Here is a 26,984-nt window from a genome sequence, read left to right on the forward strand (position 1 = left end):
CGGCGTGTTACGCCGCGGTGCGCGGGGGCGTGCCGAACGCGCGCGTCTCGTACTGCGCGCCGTGCTGTCCGGCCATCGCGATCGGGATCCCGTCGACGGACTGCACGAACCGGTGGTCCGTCCGCACGCCGAGCGGAAGCCCGGCGTCGATGGCGGCCAGCGTGCCCGCCGTCTCGTTCGCGAGCCAGACGACGCGCTGCGGCAGGTCGGCGCGGACGGTGTCGATGAGGCTCGCGAAGCGGCGGCGCTCCTCGGCCGTGAGGTAGAGGAGGACGGCGCTGTGGAAGACGACGAGCGTCGCCTCGCGCGGCGCCGAGCGCGCGACATCGGCGAGGAGGTCGAGCAGATCGCCGCGGCTGATCTCCGGCGGGTTGGATGCCACGGCCGACGCCGCCGCGCGCAGCCTGCCGACGCGGGTGTCGTGGTCGGGCCCGGGCCAGACGAGCGTTTCGAGCCAGGCCACGGCGTCGGGGTCGCGCGTGTCGATCGGGTGCAGGTCGATGCCGCGACGCCAGATCACGTCGGGCATCCGGGTGGGGACGGATGCCGCGTCGTCGACGCCGCACGCGAGGAGAACGGGGCTCGGCCCGTCCGGCGGATCGACCCGACGCGGACCGTCCGGCGTCGCGTACTCGACGCTGCAGCGGTCCGGGAAGAGGCACAGCCCCGCGGCGGCGCCGACCTCCAGCAGCGCGAGCGGTCCGTCCAGCCGGGACAGGGGCGGCAGCAGCGTGGCGCAGCGGCCCGGCTCGTTCGTCTGCACCGAGCGCGCGGCGCCGACGGCGACGATCTCGTCCCAGCGCGCCAGGACCTCGTCGCGAATCTGCGCCCAGGGCAGGAGCGGACATCCGACCCACCGCGCCGCCGCGAAGACGAGGTTCGGCTGCTGCTCGCGCCGGGGCAGCGCGGCGAGCCGGTCGAGCAGTGCGCGGTCGCTCGCGACGCCGAGCGCCCAGTCCGCGTAGAGCGGCGAGGTGTCCGGCGCCCAGCGGCGGCCGAACTCGTCGTACGCGGCGGCGATGGACGCGGCATCCGTCGTCATGCGCTCACGATACGCGCACGCGTTCGGAGGCGCCGATCTGCGGATGAGTCGCGATGCGACCCGCAGTTCGGCGCCTCCCAACGGGGAGACCTCCGCTCAGGCGCGCGCGGCCTCGGAGACCTTGCGCGCGGCGGCGAGAGCCTGCTCGAGGTCGGCTTTGAGGTCCTCGACGTTCTCGAGCCCGACCGACAGGCGCACGAGGCCGGGCGTGACGCCGGTCGTGAGCTGCTGCTCGGGGGTGAGCTGCGAGTGGGTCGTGGATGCCGGGTGGATGACGAGCGAGCGCACGTCGCCGATGTTGGCGAGGTGGCTGAAGAGCTCCAGCGTGTTCACGAACTCACGGCCGGCCTGCACGCCGCCCTTGAGCTCGAACGACAGGACGGCGCCGACGCCCTTCGGCGCGTAGCGGTTGGCGGCGGCGTACCAGGGCGACGTCGGCAGTCCGGAGTAGTTCACCGAGGCGATGTCGTCGTGGTTCTCGAGCCACTCCGCGATCTCCTGCGCGTTCTGCACGTGGCGCTCGATGCGCAGCGACAGCGTCTCGATGCCCTGGATCAGCAGCCACGCGCTCTGCGGCGAGATGGCGGCGCCGAGGTCGCGCAGCAGCTGCACGCGCGCCTTGATGATGTACGCCAGCGCGTCGCCGACCGCCTGGGTGTAGACGGCGCCGTGGTAGGACGGGTCGGGGGTGGTCAGGCCCGGGAAGCGGTCGGCGTGCTCCGTCCACGGGAAGGTGCCGCCGTCGACGATGACACCGCCGATGACCGTGCCGTGACCGCCGAGGAACTTCGTGGCCGAGTGGACGACGATGTCGGCGCCGTGCTCGAACGGGCGGATGAGGTACGGCGTGGCGATCGTGTTGTCGACGATGAGCGGGACGCCCGCCTCGTGCGCGACGTCGGCGACGGTGCGGATGTCGAGGACGTTGATCTTCGGGTTGCCGATCGTCTCGGCGAAGAAGAGCTTCGTGTTCGGGCGAACCGCGCGGCGCCACTCCTCGGCGTCGTCCTGGTTCTCGACGAACGTGACCTCGATGCCGAGCTTGGCGAGCGTGTACTTGAAGAGGTTGTAGGTGCCGCCGTAGATCGAGGACGACGAGACGATGTGATCGCCCGCCTCCGCGATGTTCAGCACCGCGAAGGTCTCGGCGGCCTGGCCCGAGGCGACCAGGAGCGCACCGGTGCCGCCCTCGAGCGCGGCGACGCGCTGCTCGACGACATCCTGCGTGGGGTTCTGGATGCGGGTGTAGATGTTGCCGAACTCGGCGAGGGCGAAGAGGTTCGCGGCGTGGTCGGCGTTGTCGAAGACGTACGAGGTCGTCTGGTAGATGGGGGTGGCACGGGCCTTGGTGACCGGGTCCGGCGCGGCACCGGCGTGGATCTGCGTGGTCTCGAAGCGCCAGTTCTCGGCTGCGGACATGTCGTGCTCCTGCGGGTTTCGGGTCGGCGGCGGCGGATGCCGGGGCCACGACCAAACGTACGACCGCCTCCCTGCGGCGACAATGCGGGGGACATGTGACGTCACAATGCGTGGGACGGTGCGCGGGCGTCTGCCGGGTAGCGTGGGGGCATGACGACCAGACGCGCAGTGGTGACGGGAGCGAGCTCGGGGATCGGCGAGGCGGTGGTGCGCACGCTGCGGGCGAGCGGCTGGGACGTCGTCGGCGTCGCCCGGCGCGCCGACCGGCTCGACGCGCTCGACGGTGAGGTGGGCTCGGCATCCTTCGCCGCCGACCTGACGCGCGAGGCCGACGTCGCCGCGCTCGCGGAGCACCTGGCCTCCACCGGCGACGTCCATGCGCTGGTGCACGTCGCCGGCGGCGCGCGCGGCACCGACCGCGTCGAGGACGGCAAGCCCGAGGACTGGCGGTGGATGTTCGAGGCGAACGTGATGTCGGCCCAGCTCCTCACGGCGGCACTCCTGCCGCTCCTGCGGGCGGGCATCGGGGAGGGCGGACACGCCGACACCCTGTACGTCACCTCGACGGCCGCGCAGACCGCCTACCCGGGCGGTGCGGGATACAACGCCGCCAAGGCGGGCGAGGCGATGCTCGTGCACGCCCTCCGGCTCGAGCTGAACGGCGAGCCGATCCGTGTCACCGAGGTGGCGCCGGGGATGGTCTACACCGAGGAGTTCACGCTCAACCGGCTGGGCGGCGATCGCGCGCAGGCCGAACGCGTCTACGACGGCGTGGCCGATCCGTTGACCGCGGCGGATGTCGCCGACGTGGTGGCCTTCGCGCTGAACGCGCCCGGTCACGTCAACCTGGACCTCGTGACCATGCGCCCTGTCGCGCAGTCCGCGCAGCACCTTCTCGCCCGCGGGCAGCTCCGCCCGCGCAGCTGATCCGCTCCCGGTCTAGGTTGGAGGGGTGACGCACGACGACGCCCCCGCAGACCGCGAGATCCTCACCTGGGACGGCTTCGGCGCCGCGACCCGCGACCTCTCCCGGAGGATCGTCGCCGATGAGTTCATCCCCGATGTCGTCGTCGCGATCGCCCGCGGCGGGCTGCTCCCAGCGGGCGCCATCGCGTACGGTCTCGGGGTCAAGAGCTGCGGCGCTCTGAACGTCGAGTTCTACACGGGCATCGGCACGGTGCTGGAGGCGCCGGCGCTCCTGCCCCCCGACCTCGACCTCGGCTACCTCCCCGGCAAGCGCGTCCTCCTCGTCGACGACGTCGCCGACAGCGGGCGGACGTTGGCGCTCGCCGTCACGATGCTCGAGGAGGCCGGGGCCGACGTGCGGTCGGTCTGCATCTACACGAAGCCCGGCTCCGTGGCATCCCCCGACTACTCGTGGCGCGAGACCGACCGGTGGATCGACTTCCCCTGGTCGGCGCGCGGCACGGTGACGGAGGAGGACGGCGGCGCGACCTCGCACACGGGCGCCAGCGCCTGATGGCGAGGTCGCTGGACGAGCTGGCCGCGGACGGACTCATCGACCCGGGATGGGCGGCCGCCCTGGCCCCCGTCGCGCCCGACATCGCCTCCCTCGGCGACCGCCTGCGCGCGGAGACCGCCGCCGGGCGGTCGTACCTGCCGGCGGGGGACCATGTCCTCCGCGCCTTCGCCCGACCGCTCGACGAGGTCCGGGTGCTCATCGTGGGGCAGGACCCGTACCCGACGCCCGGCCATCCGATCGGGCTGTCCTTCGCCGTGGACCGGCACGTGCGGCCCCTTCCGCGCAGCCTCGGCAACATCTACCGCGAGCTGCACGACGACCTGGGGATCCCCCCGGCATCGCACGGCGACCTCTCGGCCTGGAGCGATCAGGGCGTCATGCTCCTCAACCGCGTGCTCACCGTCGCCCCGGGGGCCCCGGCCTCCCATCGCGGATGGGGGTGGGAGAAGGTGACCGAGCACGCCATCCGCACCCTCGTCGGGCGCGACGCCCCGCTCGTGGCGATCCTGTGGGGGCAGGATGCCGCGAACCTGAGGCCGCTGCTGGGCGAGACACCGATCGTCGCGTCGGCGCATCCGTCTCCGCTGTCGGCCCGTCGCGGGTTCTTCGGATCGAAGCCGTTCTCGCGGACCAACGAGCTCCTCACCGGCCTGGGCGCGGCGCCGGTCGACTGGCGCGTAGGCTGACGCGCATGCTGGAGGAGGAGTACGACAAGACGCGGCGGCGTCTGCCGCTCCACCTGCGCCGGGCCGAGTCCGAGCGGCCGTTCACGTATGAGATCCGTCCGGTGCGCGAGAGCGACATCCCCGACATCCGGGAGATCTACAACCACTACGTGACGAATTCCGTCGTCACCTTCGACGAGAAGAAGTGGACCCTGGCGCAGTGGCGGGAGAAGGTCGCATTCCTCGCGAAGCACGACATGCCCTTCCTCGTCGCCGAGGGTCCGAGCGGCCAGATCCTCGGGTATGCGCTCGTGCAGCCGATGTCGGCCAAGTCGGCGTTCCGCTACAGCGTCGAGAACTCGATCTATCTCGGGCACGCCGCGACCGGCAAGGGGCTCGGACGAGCTCTCCTGGAGGCGCTCATCACGGCATCCGAGGAGGCCGGCATCCATCAGATGGTCGCCGTCATCAGCGACAAGGGCGCTGAAGGGTCGGTCGCGCTGCACGAGAAGCTCGGCTTCGTCGAGGTGGGGCGGATGGGCCGCGTCGGATTCAAGTTCGGCCGGTGGCTGGGGACGATCTACCTGCAGCGCCAGCTCTCACCGGTGAAGAAGAAGCGCGGGCTCTTCGGCAAGCGGTGAACCGGCGTGTCAGCGGGGCGAGGACGCTGCGGCTTCGCGGACGGCGTCGATGAGCGTCCGCCACGGGCCGGACGCGTCGCCCTCGCGGAGCGCCGCGCGCCGCGGGGAGCCGCCGCCCACCACCGCCTCGACCGACCAGGTGAACCGGTCCGCGCCGCGCGGGGGAGCGCTGGGCGTCGCCCGCGCCGCTGCGGCGCCGTCATCCCCGCACTGATCCCACGGGCACTCGTCGACGAGGCGCGTCCAGGTCTGCGGGTCGCCGGGCGGGGCTGCGGCCGCCCAGCGTCGCGTCATCCCGGCGATGCCGCCGGACCGTGCGACGGTCACGCTCACGACCGTCTCGTCGTCGTGATCAGGCTGTTGCGTCACCGATGCTCACGCCGACGGCGCCCCATGCGGTGCGGACGGCGGCGACCTCCTCCGACTGTTCACCGTACTCCCGCTCGGCGGTCTGCGTGGTGGCGGCGGCGAACGCCGCGAAGTCGGCGTCGCGGGCGAGGGCGCCGCCGGTGAGCGTGAGGTACCAGATGCGCCCGGCGCGCTCCCAGGACGCCCCGCCGAGGGCGACCGCCGCGAGCTGGAACGCCTTGTTGGGGATGCCGGAGTTGATGTGCACGCCGCCGTTGTCCTCGCTGGTCTGCACGTAGTCCCGCATGTGCGCCGGCTGCGGGTCGCGCCCGAGGACGTCGTCGTCGTACGCGGTGCCCGGCGCCTTCATCGACCGCAGGGCCACCCCCTGCACCGCATCGGTGAAGATGCCCGCGCCGATCAGCCACGTCGCCTCCGCCGCGCTCTGCCCGAGCGTGTGCTGCTCGGTCATGGCGCCGAAGACATCCGCGATCGACTCGTTGAGGGCGCCGGACTGGCCCTGGTAGTCGAGCCCGCCGCTGAACTCGACCACACCGTGGCCGAGCTCGTGCGCGATGACGCTGATCGAGGAGGTGAATCCGGTGAAGACCTCGCCGTCGCCGTCGCCGAACACCATCCGCTCGCCGTTCCAGAACGCGTTGTCGTAGTTCTCGCCGTAATGGACCGTCGCGGCCAGGGTGCCCCCCGCGCCGTCGATCGAGGCGCGCGCGAACGCATCCCAGAGGAAGTCGAACGTGTCGCCGAGCCCGGCGAAGGCCTGTTCGACCGATGCGTCCGCCGAGGCGGGGCCGTCCTCCGTGCGCACCTGCACTCCGGGCAGCACCTCGCGCCGCTGCGCGTCGGAGATGATGCGATCGGGAGCCGGCGACCCCTCGAAGACGAGGGCGTCGCCCTCGACCGAGACGTCGAGGTTGACGCGCGCGGAGTGGTAGACCCGCGGCATGGCCAGCGTCGCGCGGGCGGCTTCGGCGGCGTGCGCGAGGTGCGGCGCATCGGCGGAGGCGAGCCGGGACAGGAGGTAGGGCGGGACGATCGCGCGCATGCGCTCACCCTACGCCGAGGCCCCGACATGCGCCGGGGTTCCCGCGGTGCGCGCTCCCTCAGCCCCGGGTCGGGTCGATGACGGGGATGGAGGCGAGGAGTCGCCGGGTGTAGGCCACCTGCGGCGCGAGCAGCACCTTCTCCGTCGGGCCCTCCTCCACGATGCGACCGTCCTTCATCACGATGACCTCGTCGCAGAGGTTCTGCACGATGCCGATGTCGTGCGAGACCATCACCAGGGTGAGGTTCTGCGCCGCGCGCAGCTCGCGCAGCAGCTCCAGGATCTGCGCGCGCACCGTGACATCGAGGGCCGACAGCGGCTCGTCGCCGACGAGGAGGCGCGGGCGATGGACGAGGGCGCGGGCGAGCGCGATCCGCTGCCGCTGGCCTCCGGAGAACTCGTGCGGGTAGCGGTTCGCCATGCCGGGTTCGAGCCCGACATCCTCGAGCACCTCCCGGACGCGCGCGCGCCGGTCGCCGTCGAGGCCGAGGGCCCAGAGCGGCTCGGCGACGATCCGCCCCACGCTCATCCGCGGGTCGAGCGAGGCGTACGGATCCTGGAAGACGATGCCCGTCTCGCGGCGCAGCCAGTGCAGCGAGCGGGCGGACGCGCGCGCGTCCACGGCGCGACCGTCGAAGGTCACGGTGCCCGACGTCGGGGCATCCAGCCCGAGGAGGATCCGCACGAGGGTGGACTTGCCCGACCCCGACTCGCCGATGATCCCGACCGCGGTGCCCTCATGGACGTCGACGTCGGCGTCATCGAGGGCCGTGGTGAGCTTCGCGCGCTCGAACAGACGCGTCCCGCGCTCGCGGAAGACGCGGCCGAGCTCTCGGCCCTGTAGGAGAGCGGTCATCGGGTGCCTCCCGGCTTCCACACCGTCGCGGTGGCGTCCCGCAGCAGACCCTGCGTGATCGGGGATGCCGGCGCCGTGAGCAGACGCGTCAGCGGGCCCTGCTCGACGACACGACCATCCTCGAGAACGACGGCGTCCGTCGCGACCTGCGACAGCACGGCGAGATCGTGGGTGATGAAGACGAGCGACATCCCGTCCCGCTCGACGAGGCCCTGCAGGAGGTCGAGCACCTCCGCCTGGATCGTGACGTCCAGGGCGGTCGTCGGCTCGTCCGCGATGAGCAGCCGCGGGCGGCAGGCGAGGGCCATCGCGATCGCGACGCGCTGGCGCTGCCCGCCGGAGAGCTGGTGCGGATACCGGCGGACGATCTGGGCCGGGTCCGGGAGCCGCACCCGCTCGGCCTCGGCCACCGCCCGCTCCGCCGCGGCGCGCCGCCCGAGCCCTTCGTGGATGCGGGCGGACTCGGCGATCTGCCGGCCGACCGTGCGGATCGGGTTCAGCGCCGTGCGCGGCTCCTGGAAGACGATGCCGATCTCGTCGCCGCGCAGCTCGGCCAGGGCGCGATCGGGGAGGCCGATGAGCTCTCGCCCGTCCCAGCGGACGCTGCCCGACGCCGTCGCGCCGTCGGGGAGGAGTCCGAGGATCGCCAGCGCGGTGAGGGACTTCCCCGATCCGGACTCGCCGATGAGGCCGACGCGAGCGCCGTCGGCGACGTCGAACGAGATGCCGTCGACGACGCGGCGGCCGTCGATCTCCACGACGAGATCACGCACTTCGAGGCTCATGAGACCACCGCCGGCTGCGGCGCCGCCGCGGCGGACCGGCGTCGCGACAGGGTGGGATCGGTCGCTTCGCGCAGCCCGTCGCCGAGGAGGTTCAGGCCGAGGACGGTCAGCGTGATCGCGAGCCCCGGCCACACGACCGAGAGCGGGTGCACGGAGATATAGGTCTGCAGGTCCTTCAGGAGGAGCCCCCAACTCGGCTCGGTGGGCGGCGCGCCGAAGCCGAGGTAGCTGAGACCGGCCTCCGCGAGGACGGCGACCGCCATTCCCCAGGACAGCTGCACGATGAAGACCGGCGCGACGTTCGGCAGCAGATGGCGCCACAGGTTCTGGAACGGCGTGAGGCCGGAGGCGCGCCCCGCCACGACGAAGTCGCTGTGCAGCACCCGGCGCAGCTCCGGCCGGGTGACGCGGGCGATGTTCACGCCGAAGCCGATGCCGACCGAGACGATCACGACCCAGAGAGACCCTCCCCACACGGAGGAGAGCATCATCGCGATCAGGAGCACCGGGAAGGCGATGAGGATGTCGACGAGGACGGCGACCGATTCCCGGACCCACCGGGTCGTGAGTGCGCCGAGGGCGGCGAGGACGAGGCCGATGAGGGTCGCGACCAGGCCCGCGCCGAGCGCCACCCACACCGTCGTGCGCGCGCCCGCCATGAGGAGGCTGAGGATGTCTCGCCCCGACCCGTCCGTGCCGAGGAGGTGCGGGATGCCGGGGGCATCCCACCGGCCCGCGACGTCGACCCGCTGCGGATCGAACGGGGTCCAGAATCGCGCGAGGAGCGCGGTGAGCCCGATCGTGAGGACCACGATCACGCCGAACCGCCCGGTGGAGAGCGCCCACAGCCGCCGCAGCCACGCCAGCCGCCCCCGCCCGGTCCCCGAGCCCGCCCGACCGGTCCCCGAGCCCGCCCGACCGGTCCCCGAGCCCGCCCGCCCGGTCCCCGAGCCCGCCCGCTCGGTCCCCGAGCTTGTCGAAGGGTCGCCCGGTCTCCGAGCGCGACCCGGTTCCTGAGCTCGTCGAAGGGTCATTCCGCCTCCCGCTGCCTCGGGTCGATCACCCGGTGGAGGAGGTCGACGAGGAAGCCGACGACGAGGACGAACCCCGTGAGGACGAGGAGCTCGCCCTGCACCTTCGGGAGGTCGCGCTGACCGACGTCGGCGACGAGCATCCGCCCGATCCCGGGGAGGCTGAACAGCTGCTCGATCACCACGGCGCCGACGATGATGCCGGCGACCTGCAGCCCCAGCACGGTGATGATCGAGAGCCCGACATTCGGCAGGCCGTGGCGGAGGAGCGCCTGCGTGCGGGTGAGTCCCTTCGCCGCGGCGGTGCGGACGAAGTCCTGCCCCGTCGCCTGCAGTGTCGCCGATCGGACGAAGCGCATGAGCATCGCCCCCTCGATGACCCCGATCGTGATGGCCGGCAGCAGCAGGGACCGGAACGCGAGCCCCGGGTCGTCCCAGCCGCCGCGCGGGAACCCCTGTGCGGGCAGCCAGCCGAGCCAGACCGCGAACACGAGGACGAGCATCATGCCCGCCCAGACGACGGGGACCGCCGCGAGGGTCTGGGCGCCGACGCTGAGCAGTGTGCCGTCGCGGTGTCCGCGTCGGAGGGCGGAGACGACCCCGAACGGGAGGGCGATGAGGAGGGCCACCGTCATCGCCAGGAGGCCGAGGGGGATCGTCACCTGCGCCTTCTGCGCGAGCTCGCCCCCCACCGGAGCGCCGGTGAGGAGCGAGACGCCGAGGTCGCCGCGGACGACTCCGCCCATCCAGGTGAGGTACTGCGTGAGGAGCGGCTCGTTCAGCCCGAGGCGCTGCCGGATCCCCTCGATCTGCTCGGGGGTGGAGTTCACCCCGGCGATGAGCTGGGCCACATCGCCGGGGAGCACCCGCAGCGTCAGGAAGATCAGTGCACTGGCGACGACGAGGCCCAGCAGCAGCAGGGCCAGCCTCGTCAGTGCGTACCGGAGCACCTGCGGCTCTCGTTACCGGCTCTTGGCGAGGTCGGCGAGGTTCATCCGCTCGTTGGTGTTCACCGTGGGGAAGCCGGTGACCGTGGGCGCGATGGCGACGACGGATGCTCCGTTGTACAGCCAGTCGGCGGCCTGGTCCTCCGCGACGATCTTCGCGGCCTGTGTCAGGAAGTCGGCCGCAGCCTTCGGGTCGGTCGCCGCGACGGACTTCGCGTACAGCGCCTGCACGTCGGGGTTGTCGTAGGTGAAGTAGTAGTCCGGGTTCGTCCAGTTCTCGAAGTCGTGCGCCTCGGTGTGCAGGACGAAGCTCAGGTCGTAGTCCTTGTTGACGTAGACGTCGTTGAGCCACGTCGGGAACTCCACCGCGTCGACCTTCAGCGTGATGCCGACGTCGTTGAGGTTCGACACGAGGATCTGCGACACCGTGGTGCCGTAGAAGGACGGGATCGTGAGGGTGAGCGTGAGGTCCGTCGCGCCGGCATCCGCGAGCAGCTTGCGGGCGGCATCCGGGTCGAACGGCGCCGTCGACTCGAGGTCCTCGTAGCCCGGGTCGAGCTCGGGGATGGGGCCGTAGAGCGTCTGGCCCGCGCCGAGCGCGGTGACGATCGACTTCTTGTCGATGGCCTGGCGGATCGCCTGGCGCACCCGCTTGTCGGACAGCGGCGCCGAGGTCGAGTTCATCGCGAGCGTGCCCTTGTCCGTCGACTTGCCGAGGGTCAGCGCGAACGCCCCGTTCGCCTCGATCTGATCCTTCAGCGTCGCGTCGAACCCGGTGACGACGTCGAGCTCGTTCGACAGCGCGCCGGCGAGCGCGGCCTGCGTGTCGGGGATGAAGTCGAGGACGACCTCTTTGACCTTCGCCTTCTCGCCCCAGTACGCGTCGTTGCGGGTGAGGGTGATCGAGTCGCCCTGCTTCCAGTCGGTGAGGGTGTACGGGCCGGTGCCGTTCGCCTTCGTCTTGCGGTCGACCGAGTCGCCCTCCTTGAAGACGAGGCCGGCGCGGCCGGTGAGGTTCCACAGGAGGGTCGAGTCGGGGGCGGAGAGGGTCAGGACGATGTCCTGTCCGTTCGCGGTGATGGACGTCACGTTCTTCAGCCGCGCCGAGTCGCGGAACGCGGCGGTGTCCTTCAGCTGCTGCAGCGACCACACCACATCCTGCGGGGTGAGTGCCTGCCCGTCCTGGAAGGTGACGCCCTCACGGAGGGTGAAGGTGTAGGTCAGGCCGTCGGCGGAGACCTCGTGGCTGGATGCCAGCGTGTCGACGATCTCCTGATCGGGGGTGCGCGAGACGAGCCCCTGGTACACGTTGTCGATCAGGATCTGATCGAGCGCGGCGCCCGCCGTCTCGCGGATGTCGAGGTTGCTCGGCTCGAGGACGAGGCGCACGGCGACCTGTGCGTCGGCGTCGGGGGCGCCGGTGGAGGCGCTGGGCGACGGCGTGGTGCCGCCGGTGCAGGCACTGAGCAGCAGAGCGCCGGCCGCGAGGAGAGCGGCTGCAGCGACGGTGGTGCGGCGGAGCATGAGGGGGTTCCTTTCGCGGGGACGCGCGCGTGTATCGGGAGCTGCCGGGCGCGTCCATGGACTCGGTGCGGGTTACAGCCTAGGCTCCCGGCGCACGGGGAACGGCCGCGGGTCGGTCATCTGCCGTCATGCGCGCGCGATGTCGCCGATCAGGGCCGCGAGGAGGACGGGCGCCTCCTCCTGGACGTTGTGCCCCGACGGCGCGTCGACGAGGGTCGCCGCCGGGACCCGGCTGCGGAAGTCCGCGGCATCCTGCGCCGTCACGAATCCGCGCTCGCCGCGCACCAGCGTGATCGGCGCGGTGACCGCCGCGAGGTCCTCCCAGCCGGACGCCGCGAGCGCGGAGCGGATCGCGGACCGCCCCGTCGCGCCATCCGCGCCTGTCCCCGAGCCCGTCGAGGGGTCGGCGGCGGTGTTCGCAAGATGCGCGAAGTGGTGCTTCCATTCGACGCGGCCGTCCGCGCGCACGCGGGAGTTGAGGAAGACCCCGCGCGTGGCGGCCTCGCGCGTGCCGCCGAGGCCGAACGCGAGGGCGCGGTCGACGAGCTCGTCGCGGCTCGCCCAGTCGCGCGGACCGGCGAAGAAGGCGCCGATCTGGGCGGCATCCCCGTTCGGGTCGATGCCGGGGGTGATGTCCACGACGACGAGTTCGCGCACCAGCTCCGGGTGCGCGGCGGCGAGGGATGCCGCGGTGAGGCCGCCGAGCGACTGACCGACCAGTACCTGCGGCGCCTGCGTCCAGGCGGACAGGGCGGGGGCGATGTCCGCGGCGAGGATGGGGCCGGTGTAGGCGGCATCGTCCCGCCACGACGAATCGCCGTGACCGGGGAGGTCGACCGCCAGCGCGGGGAGCCCCAGCGCGAGGATCGTGGTGTCCCAGGTGTGGGCGTTGAGTCCCGCCCCGTGCAGGAACGTCACGACCGGGTCCGGATACTCGCCGGTCTCCGGGTCCCCGTACTGCAGGGCGCTGACGGTCCGTCCATCCTCCCGGGCGTAGGTCAGGCGGCGGATCGGGGGCGGAGCGACCCCCAGCTCGGCGGCCTGAGCGGGGAGGAAGGAGAACTCGTCCATCCGGCCATTGTGCGCCATGCCCCGCCTGGGCTGCAGGCCGGGCGCGGGCATGCGCCCGTAAGCTGAGCAGATGAGCGAACGTCGCGTCCACCTCTCCCGCTCGGCCCGCCCTGCCTACGACGCGCTGGAGGCGTTCGCGCAGACCGTCGGCACGATCGCCGCGGAGGCGGGCATCGACGACCGGATGCGGGAGCTGACGCTCATCCACGCGTCGCAGCTGAACGGGTGCGCCTACTGCGTGCGGGTCCACGTCGACCGCGCTGTGGCGGCGGGGCTGACCGCCGACGAGATCGCGCAGCTGCCCGCCTGGCGGGAGTCGGGAGTCTTCACCCCCCGCGAGCGTGCCGCCCTCGAACTCGCCGAGAGCTACGTCTTCATCCACGAGGAGGGGCTGCCCGACGAGGTCTACGACCGGGTCGGCGGCATCCTCAGCGAACAGGAGTACGTCGCCCTCAGCTGGCTGCTCGTCTCGATCAATGCCTTCAACCGGATCACGATCGCCGGCAAGTACCCCGTCCCGCCGCGCCGCGGCGTCCACGGCGCCGCGCCCGCGGAATGACGACCCCCGGAGCCGGCCCGTCCGGCGCGGGCGCCGGCGTGGACGGCGTGCTGAACTTCCGTGACGTCGGGGGTCTCCCCGCCGGCGCGGGGACGACGCGCTCGGGGGTGCTCTTCCGCTCGGCCCACCTCGCCCGTCTGAGCGACCAGGGCCGCGAGGAGCTCCGCGCGCTCGGCGTACGCCGGATCGTGGATCTGCGTGCCGACGACGAGGTGGCCTTCGAACCGAGCCGCATCGAGGGGCTGGAGGTCGAGACGTTGCGCGCGCCGCTCTTCTCCGGCCCCACGTCCTCCTTCTTCGAACGCGACGCGACCCTGGATCAGCTGTACCGGAGCCTCGTCGACGAGTCGTCCGACCGGATCGTCGAGGTGGTCCGAGCCGTCCTGGAGACCCGGCCCGCACTCGTGCACTGCACGGCCGGCAAGGATCGCACCGGCGTGATCGTCGGGATCATGCTCGCAGCCGCGGGGGTGGATGAGGAGGCGGTCGTCGCCGATTACGCGGCCACCGCGGGGCACCTCTCACCGGAGCGCAACGCGTTCGTCCTCGCCCGTCTGCGGCGGATGCACCCGGAGGCGCGCAATCTCGAGGAGCTCGCGACGCGCTCGCCGGCGCGCGCCATGCGCACCGTGCTGGACTCTCTGACGGTGCGTTTCGGGTCTCCGGCCGGGTATCTCCGCGCCCAGGGGATGAGCGACGCGGAGCTCGCCGACCTGCGCGGCGCGCTCATCGCTGCGCCGGCGCCCGAACATCCGCGAGCTGAGGACACGTGAGGTAAGGCTCCCCTAAACAGGGCGTATAGTGGGCGGTGACATGAGCTCTCCGACCGCGCACTCCGCCGACCACGACACGACCGCCTGCAAGGCGTCGCGTCATGCGCGCGTGCAGCAGCTCATCACCGCCGACGAGACCTCGCTCATCGAGCTCGAGACCCTCGTCGCCACCCTTCCGATCTGCTCGACGGGCCGCGTCTTCGTCGAGGTGCCCGATGCCTCCTGGATCTTCGACCTCACGGTGCCCGCGCGCATGATCGTCACCTGGCTCGACCGGTCGCAGCGCAGCGGTGAGCCGGGATCCGGACGCTCGTGCGCGCCGGGTCAGGCGCTCGCGCGCGCCGTGAACGCCTGGTCCGACGAGATGCTCTGCCCGGGCGCCGAGGAGAGCGTGTGCGCCGGCGGGACCCGCATCCACCTCCTGGGCGGCTACCTCGGGACGGCGGACATCTTCGACCACCTCACCGAGACGCTCGGCACGGATGCGGCGTCGATCGCGACGCCCGCGCGCTTCGGCCTCGTCACCGCTCGCTGATCAGCTGCCGCGCGGCACGTAGTTGCCGTCCTCGAGGCCCGCGAGGATCTCGAAGCGGTTGCGCAGCGGATTACGGCCCGCGATCAGGTAGAGCAACGGCATGAGGAAGCCGTAGCGGCGCCACTGGCGCGCGTGCACGGCCTCGTGGCGCAGCACCGCGTCCGTCACGGGAGCGGATCCGGTGAGGTAGCACCCGCCGACGCAGACGCCACCTCGCCCGAACGCCCACTCGGGGAGTCCTCGGAAGACCCACAGCCCCGCACGTCGCTCGACGCGGCCCTGGGACCAGAGACCGCCCCAGACGAATCCGACCGACGTCCCCCACCAGTAGCCGAGGAGGCTGATCGGCGAGTCGAGCAGGAACGCGGGAACGACCGCGTCGACCGATTCGCCGCGTGCCACGGCGCGCTCGGCGCGCTCCCGCCAGCCGGCGGGGGGTCTGGCGATCACGCGAGCGCCCCGACGACGCGCAGGATGGCGCCCAGATCATCGATCGCCGCGGCCGGGGAGGCCGGGGCGAAGCCGGAGATCGAGGCGCCGACGAGCGGGATGCGCGCGCGCAGCGCCGCGATCGCGGAGAGGAGTTCGTCAAGGCTCAGGCCGAAGGGGACGGGGAGGGCGACGCCTGCCAGCGTCGCCGGGTCGAGGACGTCGAGGTCGACGTGCACGTAGAGGGCGGTCGCGCCCGTCCCGGCGACGGCGGCGGCGAGATCCTGCGCGCCGTCCTCCTCACCGGCATCCTGCGCCCCACGCCCGCCGCGACCGAGCGCGGCGACGTCGACGTGCGTGATCCCGGAGTGCGCCAGCGCATCCTCCTCCGCCTCGTCGATCTCGCGCGCTCCGGCGAGGAACACCCGCTCCGGCGGCACGGATCCGCTGCCGGAAAGAGGGAGGCTCTCGATCACGGCGCGCAGGGCCATGCCCGCGAACGCGCCCGAGGGCGAGGTGAGCGGGGTGTGGAGATCGCCGTGCGCGTCGAACCAGACGACGGCAAGCGACTCCGCGGCCGCCGCGGCATGCGCGATGGCGGGCACCGCGACGCCGCAGTCCCCGCCCACGACGACCACGGGCTCCCCGAGGGGGGCGGCGGCGAGCGCCTCGGTGAGTGCGGCGCCGGTGCGCGCCAGCGCGCTGAAGCGTCGGATGCCGGTCTCCTGCGCCTCGCCGGCCGAGGTCGGCACCTCGACCCGTACGGTCGCCGCGCGCGGCAGATCGCCCGCGATGGCGTCGGCGCCGTCGACGAGATGCATGGCCCGGGCCGCGGGCGAACCCTGCCACTGCGGGACGATGAGAAAACGCGCCATGGGATCCTCCCTGCCCGCGCACCCCCGGACCCTCCCTGCGCGGGTGTCGCGGCGTGAGACGTGCGCGGGGAGGGTTCGGAGCGGGTTCGCGGGTCGTTACGTTCGAGTGGCTGCTGGGCGAGCTCGTCGTGCTCGTCAGCCGCCTGCTCGGGGGCCTACTGCTCGAGTGCCGGAGCGGCCGTTCCGCCGGTCTTCAGCGCGGCCAGGCGCGCCTCGACCTCGGTGAGCTCGCCGACGTCCTCGAGGGCGTTGAACTGCGCGTCCAGGCTGGAGGCCGCGATCTCCGCCTTGCCGGCCGCGAGCGCCTCCTGGCGGCGCACCTTGTCCTCGAAGCGGCCGAGCTCGCTCGTCGGGTCCATGACATCGATCGACTTGACCGCGTCGTGGACCTTGTTCTGCGCTTCGGCGCTCTTCTGCCGAGCCATGAGCTCGGACGACTTCGACTTCAGCTCGACGAGCTTCTGCTTCATGCCGTTCAGGCCGTCCTTGAGCTTGGCGACGACCTCGGTCTGCGCCGCGATCGAAGGCGCGATGGCCCGGGCCTCGTTCTCCTCGCTGATCTGACGCTGAAGGGCGATCTTGGCCAGGTTGTCGAACTTGTCGGCGTCCGTCGTGTTGCCCGCCGTGCGCAGCTCGTCGGCCTTCCGGCTCGCCGCCAGGGCCTTGTTGCCCCACTCCGCAGCCGCGCGGACGTCCTCCTCGTGGTCGCGCTCGAGCAGACGGAGGTTCCCGATCGTCTCGGCGACGGCCGACTCGGCGTCGGCGATGTTGTTCGTGAAATCGCGGACGAGCTGGTCGAGCATCTTCTGCGGGTCTTCGGCGGAGTCGAGCAGGGCGTTGATGTTCGCCTTCATGAGCGTCGAGATGCGACCGAAAATGGACTGCTTTGCCATCGGTGTTCCTTTCCTAAAGGGAGTGCGTCGTACGGAATGTCAGGGGGCGGGATCCGGGGTCGGGGGAGGAGAGGGGGCTGTGGTCAGCGGGTCAGAACCGCCCTCCGCCTCGTCGTGAACGGGTGCCGCCTCCGCCGAAGCTGCCGGGGCTCATGCCGCCCCCGCCTCCGCGACCGCCGCCGCCCATACCGCCGAAGCCGCCGCCGCGACCGCCGCCTCCGCCGCCGAGGAGCGAATTGATCAGGATGCCGCCGAGGACGGCGCCCATCATGTTCCCGCCGCCTCCGCCGCCGCCCCCGCCGGAGAAGGCGCCGACGTCGTTCTGCGCGAACTGGATCGCCTGGGCGGCCAGGTCGCCTGCCCGCTGGGCGTACTGCAGTGCCTGGCCCGGGTCGCCCTGCTGCAGCTGGCGTGCCTGCACGAGCGCCGCCCCGGCCTCGGCGAGGCGGGTGCGCGCTTCCGCGCCGATCGCGCCGCGGCGAGACGTGATGTAGTCCTCCGCGGCCGAGACCTGGCCCTGCGCCTGCGTGAGGGCGAGCGTGAGCTGGGATCCCTGTCGCTGTGCCTGCGCCTGCGCATCGCGCACTCCGGCGAGGAGCGTGTCGATCTGGTCGTTGGTGCGCGAGAGCCCCTCCAGGGCGGCCAGCGGACGCTTTCCGGGGCCGGCCAGCAGAGCCTTCGCCGCATCGAGCTGCTGCCGGGTTCCGTCGACGACGGAGGCCAGCCGGCCGTCGGGGTCGGGGAGGGTGGCGGCGCCCACGAGGTCGTGCTCGATATCGGCCACGAGCGCCGCGGCATCCTTCTCGCCCTGGGCGAGATCGCCGCCGAGCTTGGAGATCGACTTCAGCAGGAGGTCGGCCTGTGCGACGGCGGCCTCGGCCCCGCGGATCTCGACCGCGGCCGCGGCGCCGTCGCCCGCGCCGATGTCGCGCTGGGCCGCGGCGAGGTGCTCGTCGGCGAACTGCAGTCGCTCGGCGGCCTGCGCGGGGTTATCGGCGACGGTGACGAGGGCTTCCGGGGCGTACACGGCTTCGAGGGCGGTGAGGGCGGCGGCGGCGGCATCCTGCGTCTCCGCGACGGCGCCGCGCTCGGACTGGACGCGCGCGAGCGCTTCCGGGGCGTTGCGCTCGAGCTGACGCAGCTCGTCGAACGCCTTCGCCTTCTCGTCGAGCTCGGCGTTGGCGTGCGCGCAGAGGTCGATGATCTGCGCGTTCCACGCCCGGGTGTCCGCTTCGGCGTCGGGGGTCGCGTCATCGAGCTGCTGCTTGAGCGCGAACGCCGTGTCGAGATCGTTCTGGGCGCTCGTGAGGGCTGCCTGGAACTCGGTCGCGGAGGCGTCGCCGAACTGCGCACGGGCGAACTCGAGCTCCTGCCCGCTCGTTCGCACGGCGTCGTCGGTCGCGACGAGAGCGGATGCCGCGCGCTGGGCGAGCTCCTCGGTGGACACCCCAGCGAGCGGGTCGACGGGGCCGGCATCGGGCCCGGACAGCTGGCCGGCGCCCGGGCCGCCCGGGACGGCGGTGCGGCTGCGGCGACGCGAGCGGATGACGATGAAGATCACGAGGCCGACGAGCGCGATCACCACGAACACGAGGAGCACGCCCCAGAGGCCCGAGGAGGATGATCCCGATCCGATGCCTCCCGACCCGCCCGACACGGCGTCGGCCAGTCCGTCCGCAGCGGCGACGGCGGCTCCCGCCCAGTCGCCGTTCTGGAGCGCCGGCTGGATGCGCTGCTGCTCGATCGCGCCGAGCTGGTCGCCGCTGACCGGCCCGGACGAATCGCCGGAGAGGTAGTACTGCCGACCGTCGGTGGAGATCGCGAGGAGGTACTGGTTGGGCCCGAGGCCGTTGCGCTTCGCCGCCTCGTTCGCCCAGTCCGCGGGGTCCGTCGGGTTCGTGAACGTCGGCACGTAGGCGACCCAGAGGTCTACGGCGGAGGTGGAGGAGAGGGAGAGCAGGGAGGACTCGACATCCGCCTCCTGGGCGTTCGTCAGGACGTCGGATTGGTCGAGGACCCGCGAGCCGGCGAGGGAGATCGGATCCGTGGCGCTCGCGACCGCCGCGCCCCCGAAGACCAGGGCTGCAGCGGTCAGAAAAGCCAGAACCAGACGCGTGCGCACGGCGCACCCCCTCCTTCGCGGGGCGTTCGGCGCACCCCCGTCCGATCCTATTCCCCGATGCGCATGTGGCAACAGGCCGCGGCGGTGAGTGCCCGGACAGGGTGCCTCCGGGTAGCGTGACGCCCTCGGAGGAATCATGCATCACGACGGATTCGACCGCTACGGCGGGGACGTCCTCGCGCCCGGGTGGCGCGACGCCGGGAAGAAGGCGGTGGCCCGCGTCGGGGCCGCTCCGGGCCTGGTCGTCGAGGTCGCCGGGGACGGCTTCTGCGGCGCGGTGACGCGCGTCCAATCGGGCACGGTCGAGCTCGAGGATCGCCGGGGCCTGCGCCGGCTGTTCCCGCTCGGCGGCGGATTCCTGATCGACGGAGCGGCGGTCGAGCTCACCGTCCTCGCGGCGGCACCCGCCGCCCGCACCCGCACCGCGTCGGGGTCGTTCGCCGCGGAGGACCGCCGCGCACGGATCGCGCGCGCCAGCCGCATCCTCGTGGAGGGTCGCCACGACGCCGAGCTGGTGGAGAAGGTCTGGGGCGACGACCTCCGCGCCGAGGGTGTCGTCGTGGAGTACCTGCAGGGCGTCGACCTGCTCGAGCAGACGCTCCGCGACGAGCCGCCCGGACCCGGGCGCCGCTACGGCGTCCTCGTCGACCACCTCGTCGCGGGCTCGAAGGAGTCGCGCATCGCGGGCGCCGTCGCGCGCGGACCGCACGGTGCGCACGTGCGGATCGTGGGGCATCCCCACATCGACGTGTGGCAGTGCGTCCTCCCCGCCTCGCTCGGCATCCGAGCGTGGCCGGAGGTGCCCCGCGGGATCGAGTGGAAGGTCGGCGTCAGCCGAGCCCTGGGCTGGCCGGCGCGCGATCAGGCGGATATCGCGCGCACGTGGCAGCGCATCCTCGGCGCGGTGAAGACCTACCGCGACCTCGACCCCGCGCTCCTCGGGCGCGTCGAGGAGCTGATCGACTTCGTCACGGCCCCCGCAGCCGGCGCAGGGAGCGGAACGGGCGGCGAGTAGCCTGGGGGAGTGACCGACCCCGCCCCGCGCTTCCGCGACAAGCCCGTCTCCTTCGTGCGCCGCAGCGGTCGCATGAGCGACGCGCAGGAGCGCGCGTGGGAGGAGCTCGCTCCGCACTACGTGGTCGATGTCGAGCGGGATGACGCGGTCACGAGCATCCGACCCGGGACCGTCCTCGACGTCGCGGCCGCGTTCGGGCGCACGGCGCCGCTCGTCGTGGAGATCGGGTCCGGTCAGGGGCACGCCATCGTGCACGCCGCCGCGGCCGCCCCCGACACGGACTTCCTGGCCGTCGAGGTCTTCCGCGCCGGTCTCGCGCGGACGATGCTCGATGCCGACCGCGCGGGCGTCACGAATCTCCGCCTCGTCGAGGCGAATGCGCCCGAAGTGCTCGAACACCTCCTCCCCGAGGCCTCGGTGGAGGAGATCTGGATCTTCTTCCCCGACCCGTGGCACAAGTCCAAGCACAACAAGCGCCGGCTCATCGCGCCCGCCTTCCCGCCGCTCGCCGCCCGTGCCCTGCGGGGCGGCGGAACGCTGCGTCTCGCCACGGACTGGGAGGACTACGCGCTGCAGATGCGCGCCGTGATGGCGGATGCCGCGGACTTCGCCCCTGCCGGCCCGGGGAGCGCCGACGACTGGGCGCCCCGCTTCGAGGGGCGCGTCATGACGGCCTTCGAGCGGAAGGGGCTCGCGAAGGGACGCGAGATCCGCGACCTGACCTACTGTCGCGCGCCCCGCTCGTGAGGGCTCCCGCCGCACCGTCGGTCCCGGAGGGGCCATCGGGGCGACCGCTGCTCGGGCGGGCCGTCGCCCCCGCTCTGCTCGTCGCGCTCGCCGCCCCCGCGTTCTTCGTGCTCCTCTCGCCGTGGCTCGGCGCGGCTCTTCTGGCCGCAGGTCTCGCCGTCTCCTGGGCGATCGAGCGCGGAGGCATCCGGGGGCCCGGCCCGTCGCTGACGCGGGACCTCTCGCTCATCGCCGTCGGCATGCTCATCGTCAGCACGATGTCCCTCGCGGCCAAGCTCGACGACGTGTCGATGGTCCGGTTCACCGTGGTCCTCGGCGGCGCCGTGCTGGTTCCCTATGCGCTGTCGCGCTGGGTCTACCGCGACCGGGCGATCTCCTTCCCGTGGCGCGGCGGCGGACGGTGGACGCGGTGGCAGTGGGCGTGGCTGGCGGCCGTCCTCGTGCTCGGCTGGCTGATCCTGCCGTTCTACTTCATCACCTCGGGCGTCTACCGGAACTGGCCCGTCGTCGATGAGCCGGGGCTCATCGCGCGGCTGTTCGTCGGCGTGGGCGCCGTCGGCATCTGGGACGAGCTCTTCTTCATCTGCACGGTGTTCGTGCTGCTGCGGCGCCACCTCGCGGATGCCTCGGCGAACGTCCTGCAGGCGATCGTCTTCGTCTCGTTCCTGTGGGAGCTGGGGTACCGCGCCTGGGGGCCCGTGCTGACCATCCCGTTCGCCCTTCTTCAGGCCGTCATCTTCCTGAAGACGCGGTCGCTGGCCTACGTGGTGACCGTGCACCTCCTCTTCGACGCCGTCGTGTTCGCCGTGCTCGTCCACGCGCACAATCCGGGCCTCCTGGACGGGCTGTTCCTCGTCTCGCCGTGATCGGCGTCTGCACAGGGTGGGCGGATGCCCGTCGGCTAGACTGGGCGGTGGATTCCGACAGGGTCCCCGGACGAGGGTTCAGTACCCGGTGAGCGACAAGACTGGCCGAAAGGTCACGCCATGTCGTGGGTCATCCTCATCGTCTCCGGAGTCCTCGAAGCCGTCTGGGCCACCGCGCTCGGCAAGTCCGAGGGGTTCAGCCGTCTCTGGCCGACCGTCGTCTTCGGCGTCGCGCTCGTGGCCAGCATGGGCGGCCTCGCGTGGGCGATGCGCGACATCTCGACGGGCACCGCGTACGCGGTGTGGGTGGGGATCGGAGCCTCGCTCACCGTCGCCTACGCCATGATCACGGGCGACGAGGCGTTCTCGATCGTGAAGATGCTCCTCATCCTCGGGCTCGTCGCCTGCGTCGTCGGGCTGAAGCTCGTCGGCGAGCACTGACGCCGACCCCGGGCGACGGGTGGGCAGACGACGGATGCCCGGCCGTCTCGGGCCGGGCATCCGCCGCACGATCGAGGGATCAGTGCGAATGGTCCTTCAGTGGGTCGGGCGTCACTGCTTCGCCCACGGTCCGTCGGTCGACGCGCCGGGGACGTCGCCCTTGGTCCACCACTTCGCCTTGTACGTCGCGCCTCCGTAGGTGGCGAGGTCGCCGCCGACGTAGACCTTCGCTGCGCTCCACGCGGCCGGCGTCGTGCCCGTGCCCGGGTCGGTGCCGCCGCAGGGGCCGGATGCCACCCAGACGCCGCCCGCCGTGGGCTCGTCGCCCTGCGTCCACCACTGCGCCTTGTACAGCGTGCCCTTGTAGCTGACGGTCGCGCCGCCGGTGTACACCGAGGCCGCGTTCCACGCCGCCGTGCTGCACGTCCCCGGGGTGGGGGTCGGCGTGGGCGTGGGTGTCGCTGTCGGCGTCGCCGTGGGCGTGGGCGTCGCGGTGGGCGTCGCCGTCGGCGTCGGCGTGGCCGTCGGGGTCGCCGTGGGTGTGGCCGTCGGGGTCGGAGTCGGGGTCACCGGGTCGGTCGAGGGACCGGTCTTCGCGGCGCGGAACTTCCCGGCGATCGTGCCGATCAGGTCGTTGTTCTTGTCACCGTCCAGCTCCCACCACATCGACCCGCCGAGCCCCTTGGCGACGATGTAGTCCGCCTTCTGGGCCGTCGTCTGGGCGTTGTCGTAGCTCCACCACTGGTTGCCGTCGTAGCGCCATGCCGCTCCGATCGACGCGTCGTAGTAGTCCGTGCCGAGGGTCTTCAGCTTGTAGTAGTCCTCGTTGCCCGCCTCCCACGTGCCCGGGGCGGCCTGGGTGGCCGGGCTCCACGGCGCCGAGCTCTTCACGCCCTGCCAGCCGCGGCCGTAGGCGGCCAGGCCGATGCCGAGCTGGCTCGGCTTGATGCCGGTGCCGAGGTACGCCTTCACGGCCTTGTCGACGCTGAAGCGCTTGTCCGCCGGACGCGGGTCCTTCGGGTCGTCGTACAGGTTGCCCTGGTGGCCGGCCAGGGACGGGTCCCAGGCGCCCCACAGGTCGTAGCCCTGGATGTTGCCGTAGTTGAGGTCCTTGAAGATATCCGGGTCGTTCCATCCGCCCGACGCGATGTCCTGCGGGTTGGCCGGCAGGAAGGCGCTGAGCTGGTACGCCTTGCCGTTGGTCGCGCCGTAGGCATCCAGCTGCACGCGGAACTCGTGGATGAGCGCCTTGAAGTTCGCGCGGTCGTTCACCGTGTCGACGGAGTTGCCCTCGAGACCGTTGTTCGAGCCCGGCCACTCCCAGTCGAGGTCGAAGCCGTCGAAGACGCCGGCGCCCGTGCCGGTGCCGCCCTTGCCGTCGATGACGGGGAGGTTCCCCTTGATGAACATGTCGATGCAGCTCGAGACGAGCTTCTTGCGCGAGGCATCCGTCGCCGCCGCGCGGGAGAAGTTCTTCGACCAGGTCCAGCCTCCGATGGAGAGCATGACCTTGAGGTTCGGATGCTTGGCCTTCAGCTGCTTGATCTGGTTGAACGAGCCCGCCAGCGGCTGGTCCCACGTGTCGGCGACGCCGGAGACGGAGTCGGCCGCCGAGTAGCCCATGCCGTAGTCGGCCCACGCGTCACCGGCGCCGTCGGAGCCGTTCGGTCCCGTGCCCTGGGCCTTGTTGGCCTCGAAGCACGTGAGCGTCTGGTTGTGGATGTTGGCGAACGAGTAGTTGATGTGGGTGAGGTCGTTGGCCGCTCCCGAGGTCTCGAGCTGCTTCATCTTGAACCCGCGGCCGTAGACGCCCCACTGGGCGAAGTAGCCGACGTTGCGGTAGCCGTTGATGCCGGGGGCGGGGTCCGCGGCGGATGCCGAGGTGGCGGCGACGCCGACGAGGCCGCCGACGGCGAGGGCCGTCGTCAGCGCCGCGGCGGCGATCCGGTGCAGGCCGCCGTGCGGCCGGGATTTCAGTGACATCCTGATCCTTCCTGGGGAGGCGCGGCAGGGGACCGGCCATATCGTCAGGCTAGGAACGGGGGCGGCTGTTCAGCGTCCGTATCCTCCACATTCATCCGCGCGACCAGGGGCCGCATACGGGATGTCCCGTATGCGGCCCCTGGTCATCGACGTCCTGTCGGCGGGTCGGCGGTCCGATCAGCCGCAGGCGGCCCCCGTTCCCCACGGACCGGACTCCGAGGCGCCGGGCGTGTCACCCTGGGTCCACCACTTCGCGGTCCACTGCGCCCCGTTGTAGGACACCTTCTGCCCGCCCGTGTAAACGGTGGTGGCGCTCCACGCCGCCGCCGTGCACGCGCCGCCGCCGGTACCGCCTCCGGTGCCGCCGCCGGCGCTCGGAGCCACCACGCTCACTCCGCGCGGGAGGTCGTACAGCGTCGCGTACGTGTTCGCCCCGATCTTCACCCGGAGGTTCGAGATCTGGCTGATCGGCAGCGACCACGAGAGCTTCGTGTACGCGGAGCCGCCGGCGGGGATGCCGCCCGAGGGGACGGTGATGGCGGCGGTGTGGAAGTCGCCCTTCAGGCCGCCGACGTTGCCGCCGGTGCCCGCGACCGCCACGGACGTGAGCCCCCAGCCGTTCTGCTCCTTCATCTCGCCCGTGTCGGTCGACGCGTAGTCGAAGGTGATGGTCGACCCGGCGGGGATCGCCGCGGAGGAGTTGTTCGTGAACGTGACCTTCGGGTTGATCGGGTAGTTGCTGTCCCCGAGCGCGAAGTCGGTGAACGAGACCTGCAGATCGATCGCCTGCGAGGGCATCGCCCCGTTCGCCTTCGTTGCGCCGTAGGGGGTGGAGGCGCTCAGCCGCTGATAGATCTTGTCGACGAGCGTCGACCCCATCTCGTACTGGCCCTTGGCCTGGTTGTAGCCGTAGTCGCCGGCGAGCTCCCAGATCATGATGCCGCCGAGGCCCTTGGATGCCACGTAGTCGGCCTTCGCGGTGATCGCCTCGTCCGCGTCGCCGGAGAGGAAGGTCTTCGTGCCCGCGTTCCACCACCACTCGGTCTTCGTCGTGGCGTCGAAGCGGTGCACGTACGATCCGCTGACGGTGGTCGCGGTGATCCCGTAGGAGGCCGCGTAGTCGCCCACGATGCCCTTCTGCAGGTTCAGCACGTGCCAGATCGGGTTGACGCCCGAGGGGACCTGGTTGCCGTTGCCGTCCAGGTCGTGCCAGAGGTTGTCGACGCCGACCGCACCGTTGCCGCACTTTGTGGTGCTGCCGATTGCGGCGCCGGTGCCGGCGGGGCACTTCGTCTGGTCGGGGAGCGGAGCCGATCCGCCGAGGCCGTCGGTGCCGCCCGTGACGCCGGTCCATCCGCGCGTGTAGAACGGGACGCCGAGGTTGATCCGCCCGGCCGGCATCGAGCCGCGGTAGTACTGGTAGGCCCAGTCGGTGTTGAGGTAGCCGATGTTCTTGTACGCCGTGTAGACGCCGCCGGCCTTCAGCTCCGGGTCGGCCCCGTTGTCGAACAGCGGTGCGTTGCCCGCCACGTACTCGTTCCACGCGCCGTGCAGGTCGTAGCTCATCATGTTGAGGTAGTCGAGGTACTTCACGACCTGGTGGACCTCCTGGCCGCGCAGCAGCCAGCCGGAGGCGGGTGCGGCGACGGTCAGCATGTAGTACTTCCCGTCGGCGGCGGAGGCGGCATCCAGCTTCTCGCGGAGCGCCTTCATGAGCGCGTCGTAGTTCTTCCAGAGGCTCGCGCGGCGGGCATCAGAGAAGGCGAAGTCGTCGGGGTTGCCGGCCTTGCTGTTGCTCGTCGCGTACTCGTAGTCGATGTCGACGCCGTCGAACCCGTACTGGCGGATGAAGGCGACCGACGACTCCGCGAACTTCTCTCGGGCGGCGGCCGTCTCGGTCATCGTGTAGAAGCCGCCGGATGCCACGCGAGCGCCGGACGCGTCGAAGTAGCCGCCGGTCTCGGCCCAGCCGCCCACCGAGACGAGCGTCTTGACGCCCGGGTGGGCCTTCTTGTACTTGTTCAGAAGGTTGAAGTGGCCGGTGTAGGGGTAGGCGGGGTCCATCGCCGCGGCGGCGTCGCCGGGCCAGGTCATGTCGGTCGAGGCGTTGCCCGCGGCATCCGCGTTCACGGACACTTCGCCGGCGCCGTCGATGTGCGCGAAGGCGTAGTTGATGTGGCTGAGCTTGGACCACGGGATGTCGCCGGCGAGGTACTGCGGAGCGCCGTTCTTGCCCGTGCGCCAGTTCGTGAAGTAGCCGATCACGCGCTGCTCCAGCCCGTTGGGCAGCTTCTCGCGCCCGGCCTCGTCGTAGACCGTGCAGTACGGGACCTTGATGCCGGGGGTCTGGTAGAGCCCATCCGGACGGCACTTCTCATCCGGGTTGTTCGTCCACGGGGTGCCGCTCGGGCTCGGGGTGGGCGTGGCCGTCGGCGTCGGGGTCGGGGTGGGGGTCGGCGTCGGAGTGGGCGTGGTCGTCGGCGTCGCAGTGGGCGTCGCGGTGGGGGTGGCCGTCGGCGTCGCCGTCGGCGTCGCCGTGGGCGTGGGAGTAGGTGTCGGCGTCGGCGTCGGCGTCGCGGTGCCGCAGGCGCCCTTCGACTCCCACGGTCCCCACTGCTCGGTGCCCGGGACGTTGTTCTGCGTCCACCACTTCGCCGTGTAGTTGACGTTCTGGTACGAACTGGTCTGACCGGCGGTGTAGACACCGGTGGCGCTCCACGGCGAAGCGCAGGCAGGGGAGGCGGGGGGTGCGGCGGCGACGGCGGGGCTGGGCGCGATCGCGAGCGCCGCCAGCAGGGCGAGGCCGGCGACAGCGGCAGCGGGGCCGAGCCGGCGCGCGGGGCGAAGGGGATGGGTCATGGATCCTCGATG

General features: G+C 71.8%; 27 protein-coding genes and 1 riboswitch. Of the genes, 11 read left to right on the forward strand and 16 right to left on the reverse strand.

What is annotated here, in order from left to right:
- Window positions 1–7: 7 nt before the first annotated feature.
- Together J0P97_RS09375 and J0P97_RS09380 are read right to left on the reverse strand one after the other, a co-directional pair.
- Window positions 8–1,042 (reverse strand): DUF2332 domain-containing protein, encoded by a 1,035-nt coding sequence (locus tag J0P97_RS09375; protein WP_215487517.1) that lies wholly within the window; start codon window positions 1,040–1,042, stop codon window positions 8–10.
- A 96-nt stretch (window positions 1,043–1,138) separates the two neighbouring features.
- Window positions 1,139–2,461: a bifunctional o-acetylhomoserine/o-acetylserine sulfhydrylase gene (locus J0P97_RS09380; RefSeq protein ID WP_215487518.1), complete on the reverse strand. Its 1,323-nt coding sequence runs from the start codon at window positions 2,459–2,461 to the stop codon at window positions 1,139–1,141.
- Between the two features lie 150 nt (window positions 2,462–2,611).
- Between J0P97_RS09380 and J0P97_RS09385 the strand changes: the two genes are divergently transcribed.
- The 4 genes from J0P97_RS09385 to J0P97_RS09400 are packed head-to-tail and all read left to right on the forward strand — an operon-like array spanning window position 2,612 to window position 5,250.
- Window positions 2,612–3,388, forward strand: coding sequence for an SDR family oxidoreductase (locus J0P97_RS09385; protein ID WP_215487519.1), 777 nt, complete (start codon window positions 2,612–2,614; stop codon window positions 3,386–3,388).
- A gap of 25 nt (window positions 3,389–3,413) precedes the next feature.
- Window positions 3,414–3,941: a phosphoribosyltransferase gene (locus J0P97_RS09390; RefSeq protein ID WP_215487520.1), complete on the forward strand. Its 528-nt coding sequence runs from the start codon at window positions 3,414–3,416 to the stop codon at window positions 3,939–3,941.
- Window positions 3,941–4,630, forward strand: a complete 690-nt coding sequence (locus J0P97_RS09395) for a uracil-DNA glycosylase (RefSeq protein WP_215487521.1) — start codon at window positions 3,941–3,943, stop codon at window positions 4,628–4,630. The genes J0P97_RS09390 and J0P97_RS09395 overlap by 1 nt, the downstream gene beginning before the upstream one ends.
- A 5-nt stretch (window positions 4,631–4,635) precedes the next feature.
- A complete protein-coding gene (locus J0P97_RS09400; RefSeq protein ID WP_215487522.1) occupies window positions 4,636–5,250 on the forward strand; it encodes a GNAT family N-acetyltransferase in 615 nt (204 codons plus the stop codon).
- A gap of 9 nt (window positions 5,251–5,259) precedes the next feature.
- On the opposite strand, the gene J0P97_RS09405 is transcribed toward J0P97_RS09400, so the two are convergent.
- The 8 genes from J0P97_RS09405 to J0P97_RS09440 form a co-directional block, all read right to left on the reverse strand.
- Window positions 5,260–5,583 (reverse strand): protealysin inhibitor emfourin, encoded by a 324-nt coding sequence (locus J0P97_RS09405; RefSeq protein WP_215487523.1) that lies wholly within the window; start codon window positions 5,581–5,583, stop codon window positions 5,260–5,262.
- Window positions 5,584–5,602: 19 nt separating this feature from the next.
- Window positions 5,603–6,661 carry a M4 family metallopeptidase gene (locus J0P97_RS09410; protein WP_215487524.1) on the reverse strand — a complete coding sequence of 353 codons (1,059 nt, stop codon included), beginning with the start codon at window positions 6,659–6,661 and terminating at the stop codon, window positions 5,603–5,605.
- A gap of 58 nt (window positions 6,662–6,719) precedes the next feature.
- The gene (locus tag J0P97_RS09415) at window positions 6,720–7,517 is read right to left on the reverse strand and encodes an ABC transporter ATP-binding protein (protein WP_215487525.1); all 798 of its coding nucleotides are present in this window, start codon (window positions 7,515–7,517) and stop codon (window positions 6,720–6,722) included.
- Window positions 7,514–8,302: an ATP-binding cassette domain-containing protein gene (locus J0P97_RS09420; protein WP_215487526.1), complete on the reverse strand. Its 789-nt coding sequence runs from the start codon at window positions 8,300–8,302 to the stop codon at window positions 7,514–7,516. Before J0P97_RS09420 ends, J0P97_RS09415 begins: the two co-directional genes overlap by 4 nt.
- Window positions 8,299–9,336, reverse strand: coding sequence for an ABC transporter permease (locus J0P97_RS09425; protein ID WP_215487527.1), 1,038 nt, complete (start codon window positions 9,334–9,336; stop codon window positions 8,299–8,301). The genes J0P97_RS09420 and J0P97_RS09425 overlap by 4 nt, the downstream gene beginning before the upstream one ends.
- A complete protein-coding gene (locus J0P97_RS09430; RefSeq protein ID WP_215487528.1) occupies window positions 9,333–10,283 on the reverse strand; it encodes an ABC transporter permease in 951 nt (316 codons plus the stop codon). The genes J0P97_RS09425 and J0P97_RS09430 overlap by 4 nt, the downstream gene beginning before the upstream one ends.
- Window positions 10,284–10,295: 12 nt before the next feature.
- A complete protein-coding gene (locus J0P97_RS09435; protein WP_215487529.1) occupies window positions 10,296–11,804 on the reverse strand; it encodes an ABC transporter substrate-binding protein in 1,509 nt (502 codons plus the stop codon).
- 126 nt (window positions 11,805–11,930) lie between these two features.
- Window positions 11,931–12,875 carry an alpha/beta fold hydrolase gene (locus J0P97_RS09440; protein WP_215487530.1) on the reverse strand — a complete coding sequence of 315 codons (945 nt, stop codon included), beginning with the start codon at window positions 12,873–12,875 and terminating at the stop codon, window positions 11,931–11,933.
- Window positions 12,876–12,945: 70 nt separating this feature from the next.
- On the opposite strand from J0P97_RS09440, the gene J0P97_RS09445 reads away from it, so the two are divergent.
- The 3 genes from J0P97_RS09445 to J0P97_RS09455 are packed head-to-tail and all read left to right on the forward strand — an operon-like array spanning window position 12,946 to window position 14,742.
- Window positions 12,946–13,434: a carboxymuconolactone decarboxylase family protein gene (locus J0P97_RS09445; protein ID WP_215487531.1), complete on the forward strand. Its 489-nt coding sequence runs from the start codon at window positions 12,946–12,948 to the stop codon at window positions 13,432–13,434.
- On the forward strand, window positions 13,431–14,207 hold the full coding sequence (locus tag J0P97_RS09450) for a tyrosine-protein phosphatase (RefSeq protein ID WP_215487532.1): 777 nt from the start codon (window positions 13,431–13,433) through the stop codon (window positions 14,205–14,207). The genes J0P97_RS09445 and J0P97_RS09450 overlap by 4 nt, the downstream gene beginning before the upstream one ends.
- 40 nt (window positions 14,208–14,247) lie before the next feature.
- A complete protein-coding gene (locus J0P97_RS09455) occupies window positions 14,248–14,742 on the forward strand; it encodes an SIP domain-containing protein (protein WP_215487533.1) in 495 nt (164 codons plus the stop codon).
- Here J0P97_RS09455 and J0P97_RS09460 read toward each other — a convergent pair whose 3' ends face one another.
- The 4 genes from J0P97_RS09460 to J0P97_RS15800 all read right to left on the reverse strand — a co-directional run bounded on the left by J0P97_RS09460 (window position 14,743) and on the right by J0P97_RS15800 (window position 19,061).
- Window positions 14,743–15,192 carry a Fe-S oxidoreductase gene (locus tag J0P97_RS09460; RefSeq protein WP_215487534.1) on the reverse strand — a complete coding sequence of 150 codons (450 nt, stop codon included), beginning with the start codon at window positions 15,190–15,192 and terminating at the stop codon, window positions 14,743–14,745. It abuts the gene before it with no gap.
- Entirely contained in the window at window positions 15,189–16,046 is an 858-nt protein-coding gene (locus J0P97_RS09465; RefSeq protein WP_215487535.1) for an arginase family protein, read from the reverse strand. The genes J0P97_RS09460 and J0P97_RS09465 overlap by 4 nt, the downstream gene beginning before the upstream one ends.
- Window positions 16,047–16,201: 155 nt before the next feature.
- The gene (locus J0P97_RS09470; RefSeq protein ID WP_215487536.1) at window positions 16,202–16,939 is read right to left on the reverse strand and encodes a PspA/IM30 family protein; all 738 of its coding nucleotides are present in this window, start codon (window positions 16,937–16,939) and stop codon (window positions 16,202–16,204) included.
- A 91-nt stretch (window positions 16,940–17,030) separates the two neighbouring features.
- Window positions 17,031–19,061, reverse strand: a complete 2,031-nt coding sequence (locus J0P97_RS15800; RefSeq protein ID WP_308163533.1) for a TPM domain-containing protein — start codon at window positions 19,059–19,061, stop codon at window positions 17,031–17,033.
- A 136-nt stretch (window positions 19,062–19,197) separates the two neighbouring features.
- Here J0P97_RS15800 and J0P97_RS09480 point away from each other — a divergent pair, with 136 nt between their 5' ends.
- The 4 genes from J0P97_RS09480 to J0P97_RS09495 all read left to right on the forward strand — a co-directional run bounded on the left by J0P97_RS09480 (window position 19,198) and on the right by J0P97_RS09495 (window position 22,130).
- Window positions 19,198–20,076 (forward strand): DUF3097 family protein, encoded by an 879-nt coding sequence (locus tag J0P97_RS09480; RefSeq protein ID WP_215487538.1) that lies wholly within the window; start codon window positions 19,198–19,200, stop codon window positions 20,074–20,076.
- Between the two features lie 72 nt (window positions 20,077–20,148).
- A complete protein-coding gene (trmB, locus tag J0P97_RS09485; RefSeq protein WP_215487559.1) occupies window positions 20,149–20,823 on the forward strand; it encodes a tRNA (guanosine(46)-N7)-methyltransferase TrmB in 675 nt (224 codons plus the stop codon).
- Complete coding sequence (locus J0P97_RS09490) at window positions 20,820–21,689, forward strand: CPBP family intramembrane glutamic endopeptidase (protein ID WP_372449695.1); 870 nt, start codon at window positions 20,820–20,822, stop codon at window positions 21,687–21,689. The genes trmB and J0P97_RS09490 overlap by 4 nt, the downstream gene beginning before the upstream one ends.
- Window positions 21,690–21,734: 45 nt before the next feature.
- A riboswitch (guanidine-III (ykkC-III) riboswitch) is annotated at window positions 21,735–21,799 on the forward strand.
- Window positions 21,800–21,809: 10 nt separating this feature from the next.
- A complete protein-coding gene (locus J0P97_RS09495; RefSeq protein ID WP_215487539.1) occupies window positions 21,810–22,130 on the forward strand; it encodes a DMT family transporter in 321 nt (106 codons plus the stop codon).
- A 111-nt stretch (window positions 22,131–22,241) separates the two neighbouring features.
- Here the strand turns inward: J0P97_RS09495 and J0P97_RS09500 are convergent, their stop codons facing one another.
- Window positions 22,242–24,113 carry a glycosyl hydrolase family 18 protein gene (locus J0P97_RS09500; RefSeq protein ID WP_281423662.1) on the reverse strand — a complete coding sequence of 624 codons (1,872 nt, stop codon included), beginning with the start codon at window positions 24,111–24,113 and terminating at the stop codon, window positions 22,242–22,244.
- A gap of 177 nt (window positions 24,114–24,290) precedes the next feature.
- Window positions 24,291–26,972 (reverse strand): glycosyl hydrolase family 18 protein, encoded by a 2,682-nt coding sequence (locus tag J0P97_RS09505; RefSeq protein ID WP_215487540.1) that lies wholly within the window; start codon window positions 26,970–26,972, stop codon window positions 24,291–24,293.
- Window positions 26,973–26,984 lie beyond the last annotated feature (12 nt).

This window comes from Microbacterium flavum, from assembly GCF_018717645.1.
Taxonomy (GTDB): domain Bacteria; phylum Actinomycetota; class Actinomycetes; order Actinomycetales; family Microbacteriaceae; genus Microbacterium; species Microbacterium flavum.

Coding starts and splice junctions, on each gene's coding strand:
- J0P97_RS09375 (WP_215487517.1), bottom strand. CDS start 1,042: ATGACGACGGATGCCGCGTCCATCGCCGCCGCGTACGACGAGTTCGGC.
- J0P97_RS09380 (WP_215487518.1), bottom strand. CDS start 2,461: ATGTCCGCAGCCGAGAACTGGCGCTTCGAGACCACGCAGATCCACGCC.
- J0P97_RS09385 (WP_215487519.1), top strand. CDS start 2,612: ATGACGACCAGACGCGCAGTGGTGACGGGAGCGAGCTCGGGGATCGGC.
- J0P97_RS09395 (WP_215487521.1), top strand. CDS start 3,941: ATGGCGAGGTCGCTGGACGAGCTGGCCGCGGACGGACTCATCGACCCG.
- J0P97_RS09400 (WP_215487522.1), top strand. CDS start 4,636: ATGCTGGAGGAGGAGTACGACAAGACGCGGCGGCGTCTGCCGCTCCAC.
- J0P97_RS09410 (WP_215487524.1), bottom strand. CDS start 6,661: ATGCGCGCGATCGTCCCGCCCTACCTCCTGTCCCGGCTCGCCTCCGCC.
- J0P97_RS09415 (WP_215487525.1), bottom strand. CDS start 7,517: ATGACCGCTCTCCTACAGGGCCGAGAGCTCGGCCGCGTCTTCCGCGAG.
- J0P97_RS09420 (WP_215487526.1), bottom strand. CDS start 8,302: ATGAGCCTCGAAGTGCGTGATCTCGTCGTGGAGATCGACGGCCGCCGC.
- J0P97_RS09425 (WP_215487527.1), bottom strand. CDS start 9,336: ATGACCCTTCGACGAGCTCAGGAACCGGGTCGCGCTCGGAGACCGGGC.
- J0P97_RS09435 (WP_215487529.1), bottom strand. CDS start 11,804: ATGCTCCGCCGCACCACCGTCGCTGCAGCCGCTCTCCTCGCGGCCGGC.
- J0P97_RS09440 (WP_215487530.1), bottom strand. CDS start 12,875: ATGGACGAGTTCTCCTTCCTCCCCGCTCAGGCCGCCGAGCTGGGGGTC.
- J0P97_RS09445 (WP_215487531.1), top strand. CDS start 12,946: ATGAGCGAACGTCGCGTCCACCTCTCCCGCTCGGCCCGCCCTGCCTAC.
- J0P97_RS09450 (WP_215487532.1), top strand. CDS start 13,431: ATGACGACCCCCGGAGCCGGCCCGTCCGGCGCGGGCGCCGGCGTGGAC.
- J0P97_RS09455 (WP_215487533.1), top strand. CDS start 14,248: ATGAGCTCTCCGACCGCGCACTCCGCCGACCACGACACGACCGCCTGC.
- J0P97_RS09465 (WP_215487535.1), bottom strand. CDS start 16,046: ATGGCGCGTTTTCTCATCGTCCCGCAGTGGCAGGGTTCGCCCGCGGCC.
- J0P97_RS09470 (WP_215487536.1), bottom strand. CDS start 16,939: ATGGCAAAGCAGTCCATTTTCGGTCGCATCTCGACGCTCATGAAGGCG.
- J0P97_RS09480 (WP_215487538.1), top strand. CDS start 19,198: ATGCATCACGACGGATTCGACCGCTACGGCGGGGACGTCCTCGCGCCC.
- trmB (WP_215487559.1), top strand. CDS start 20,149: ATGAGCGACGCGCAGGAGCGCGCGTGGGAGGAGCTCGCTCCGCACTAC.
- J0P97_RS09495 (WP_215487539.1), top strand. CDS start 21,810: ATGTCGTGGGTCATCCTCATCGTCTCCGGAGTCCTCGAAGCCGTCTGG.
- J0P97_RS09500 (WP_281423662.1), bottom strand. CDS start 24,113: ATGTCACTGAAATCCCGGCCGCACGGCGGCCTGCACCGGATCGCCGCC.
- J0P97_RS09505 (WP_215487540.1), bottom strand. CDS start 26,972: ATGACCCATCCCCTTCGCCCCGCGCGCCGGCTCGGCCCCGCTGCCGCT.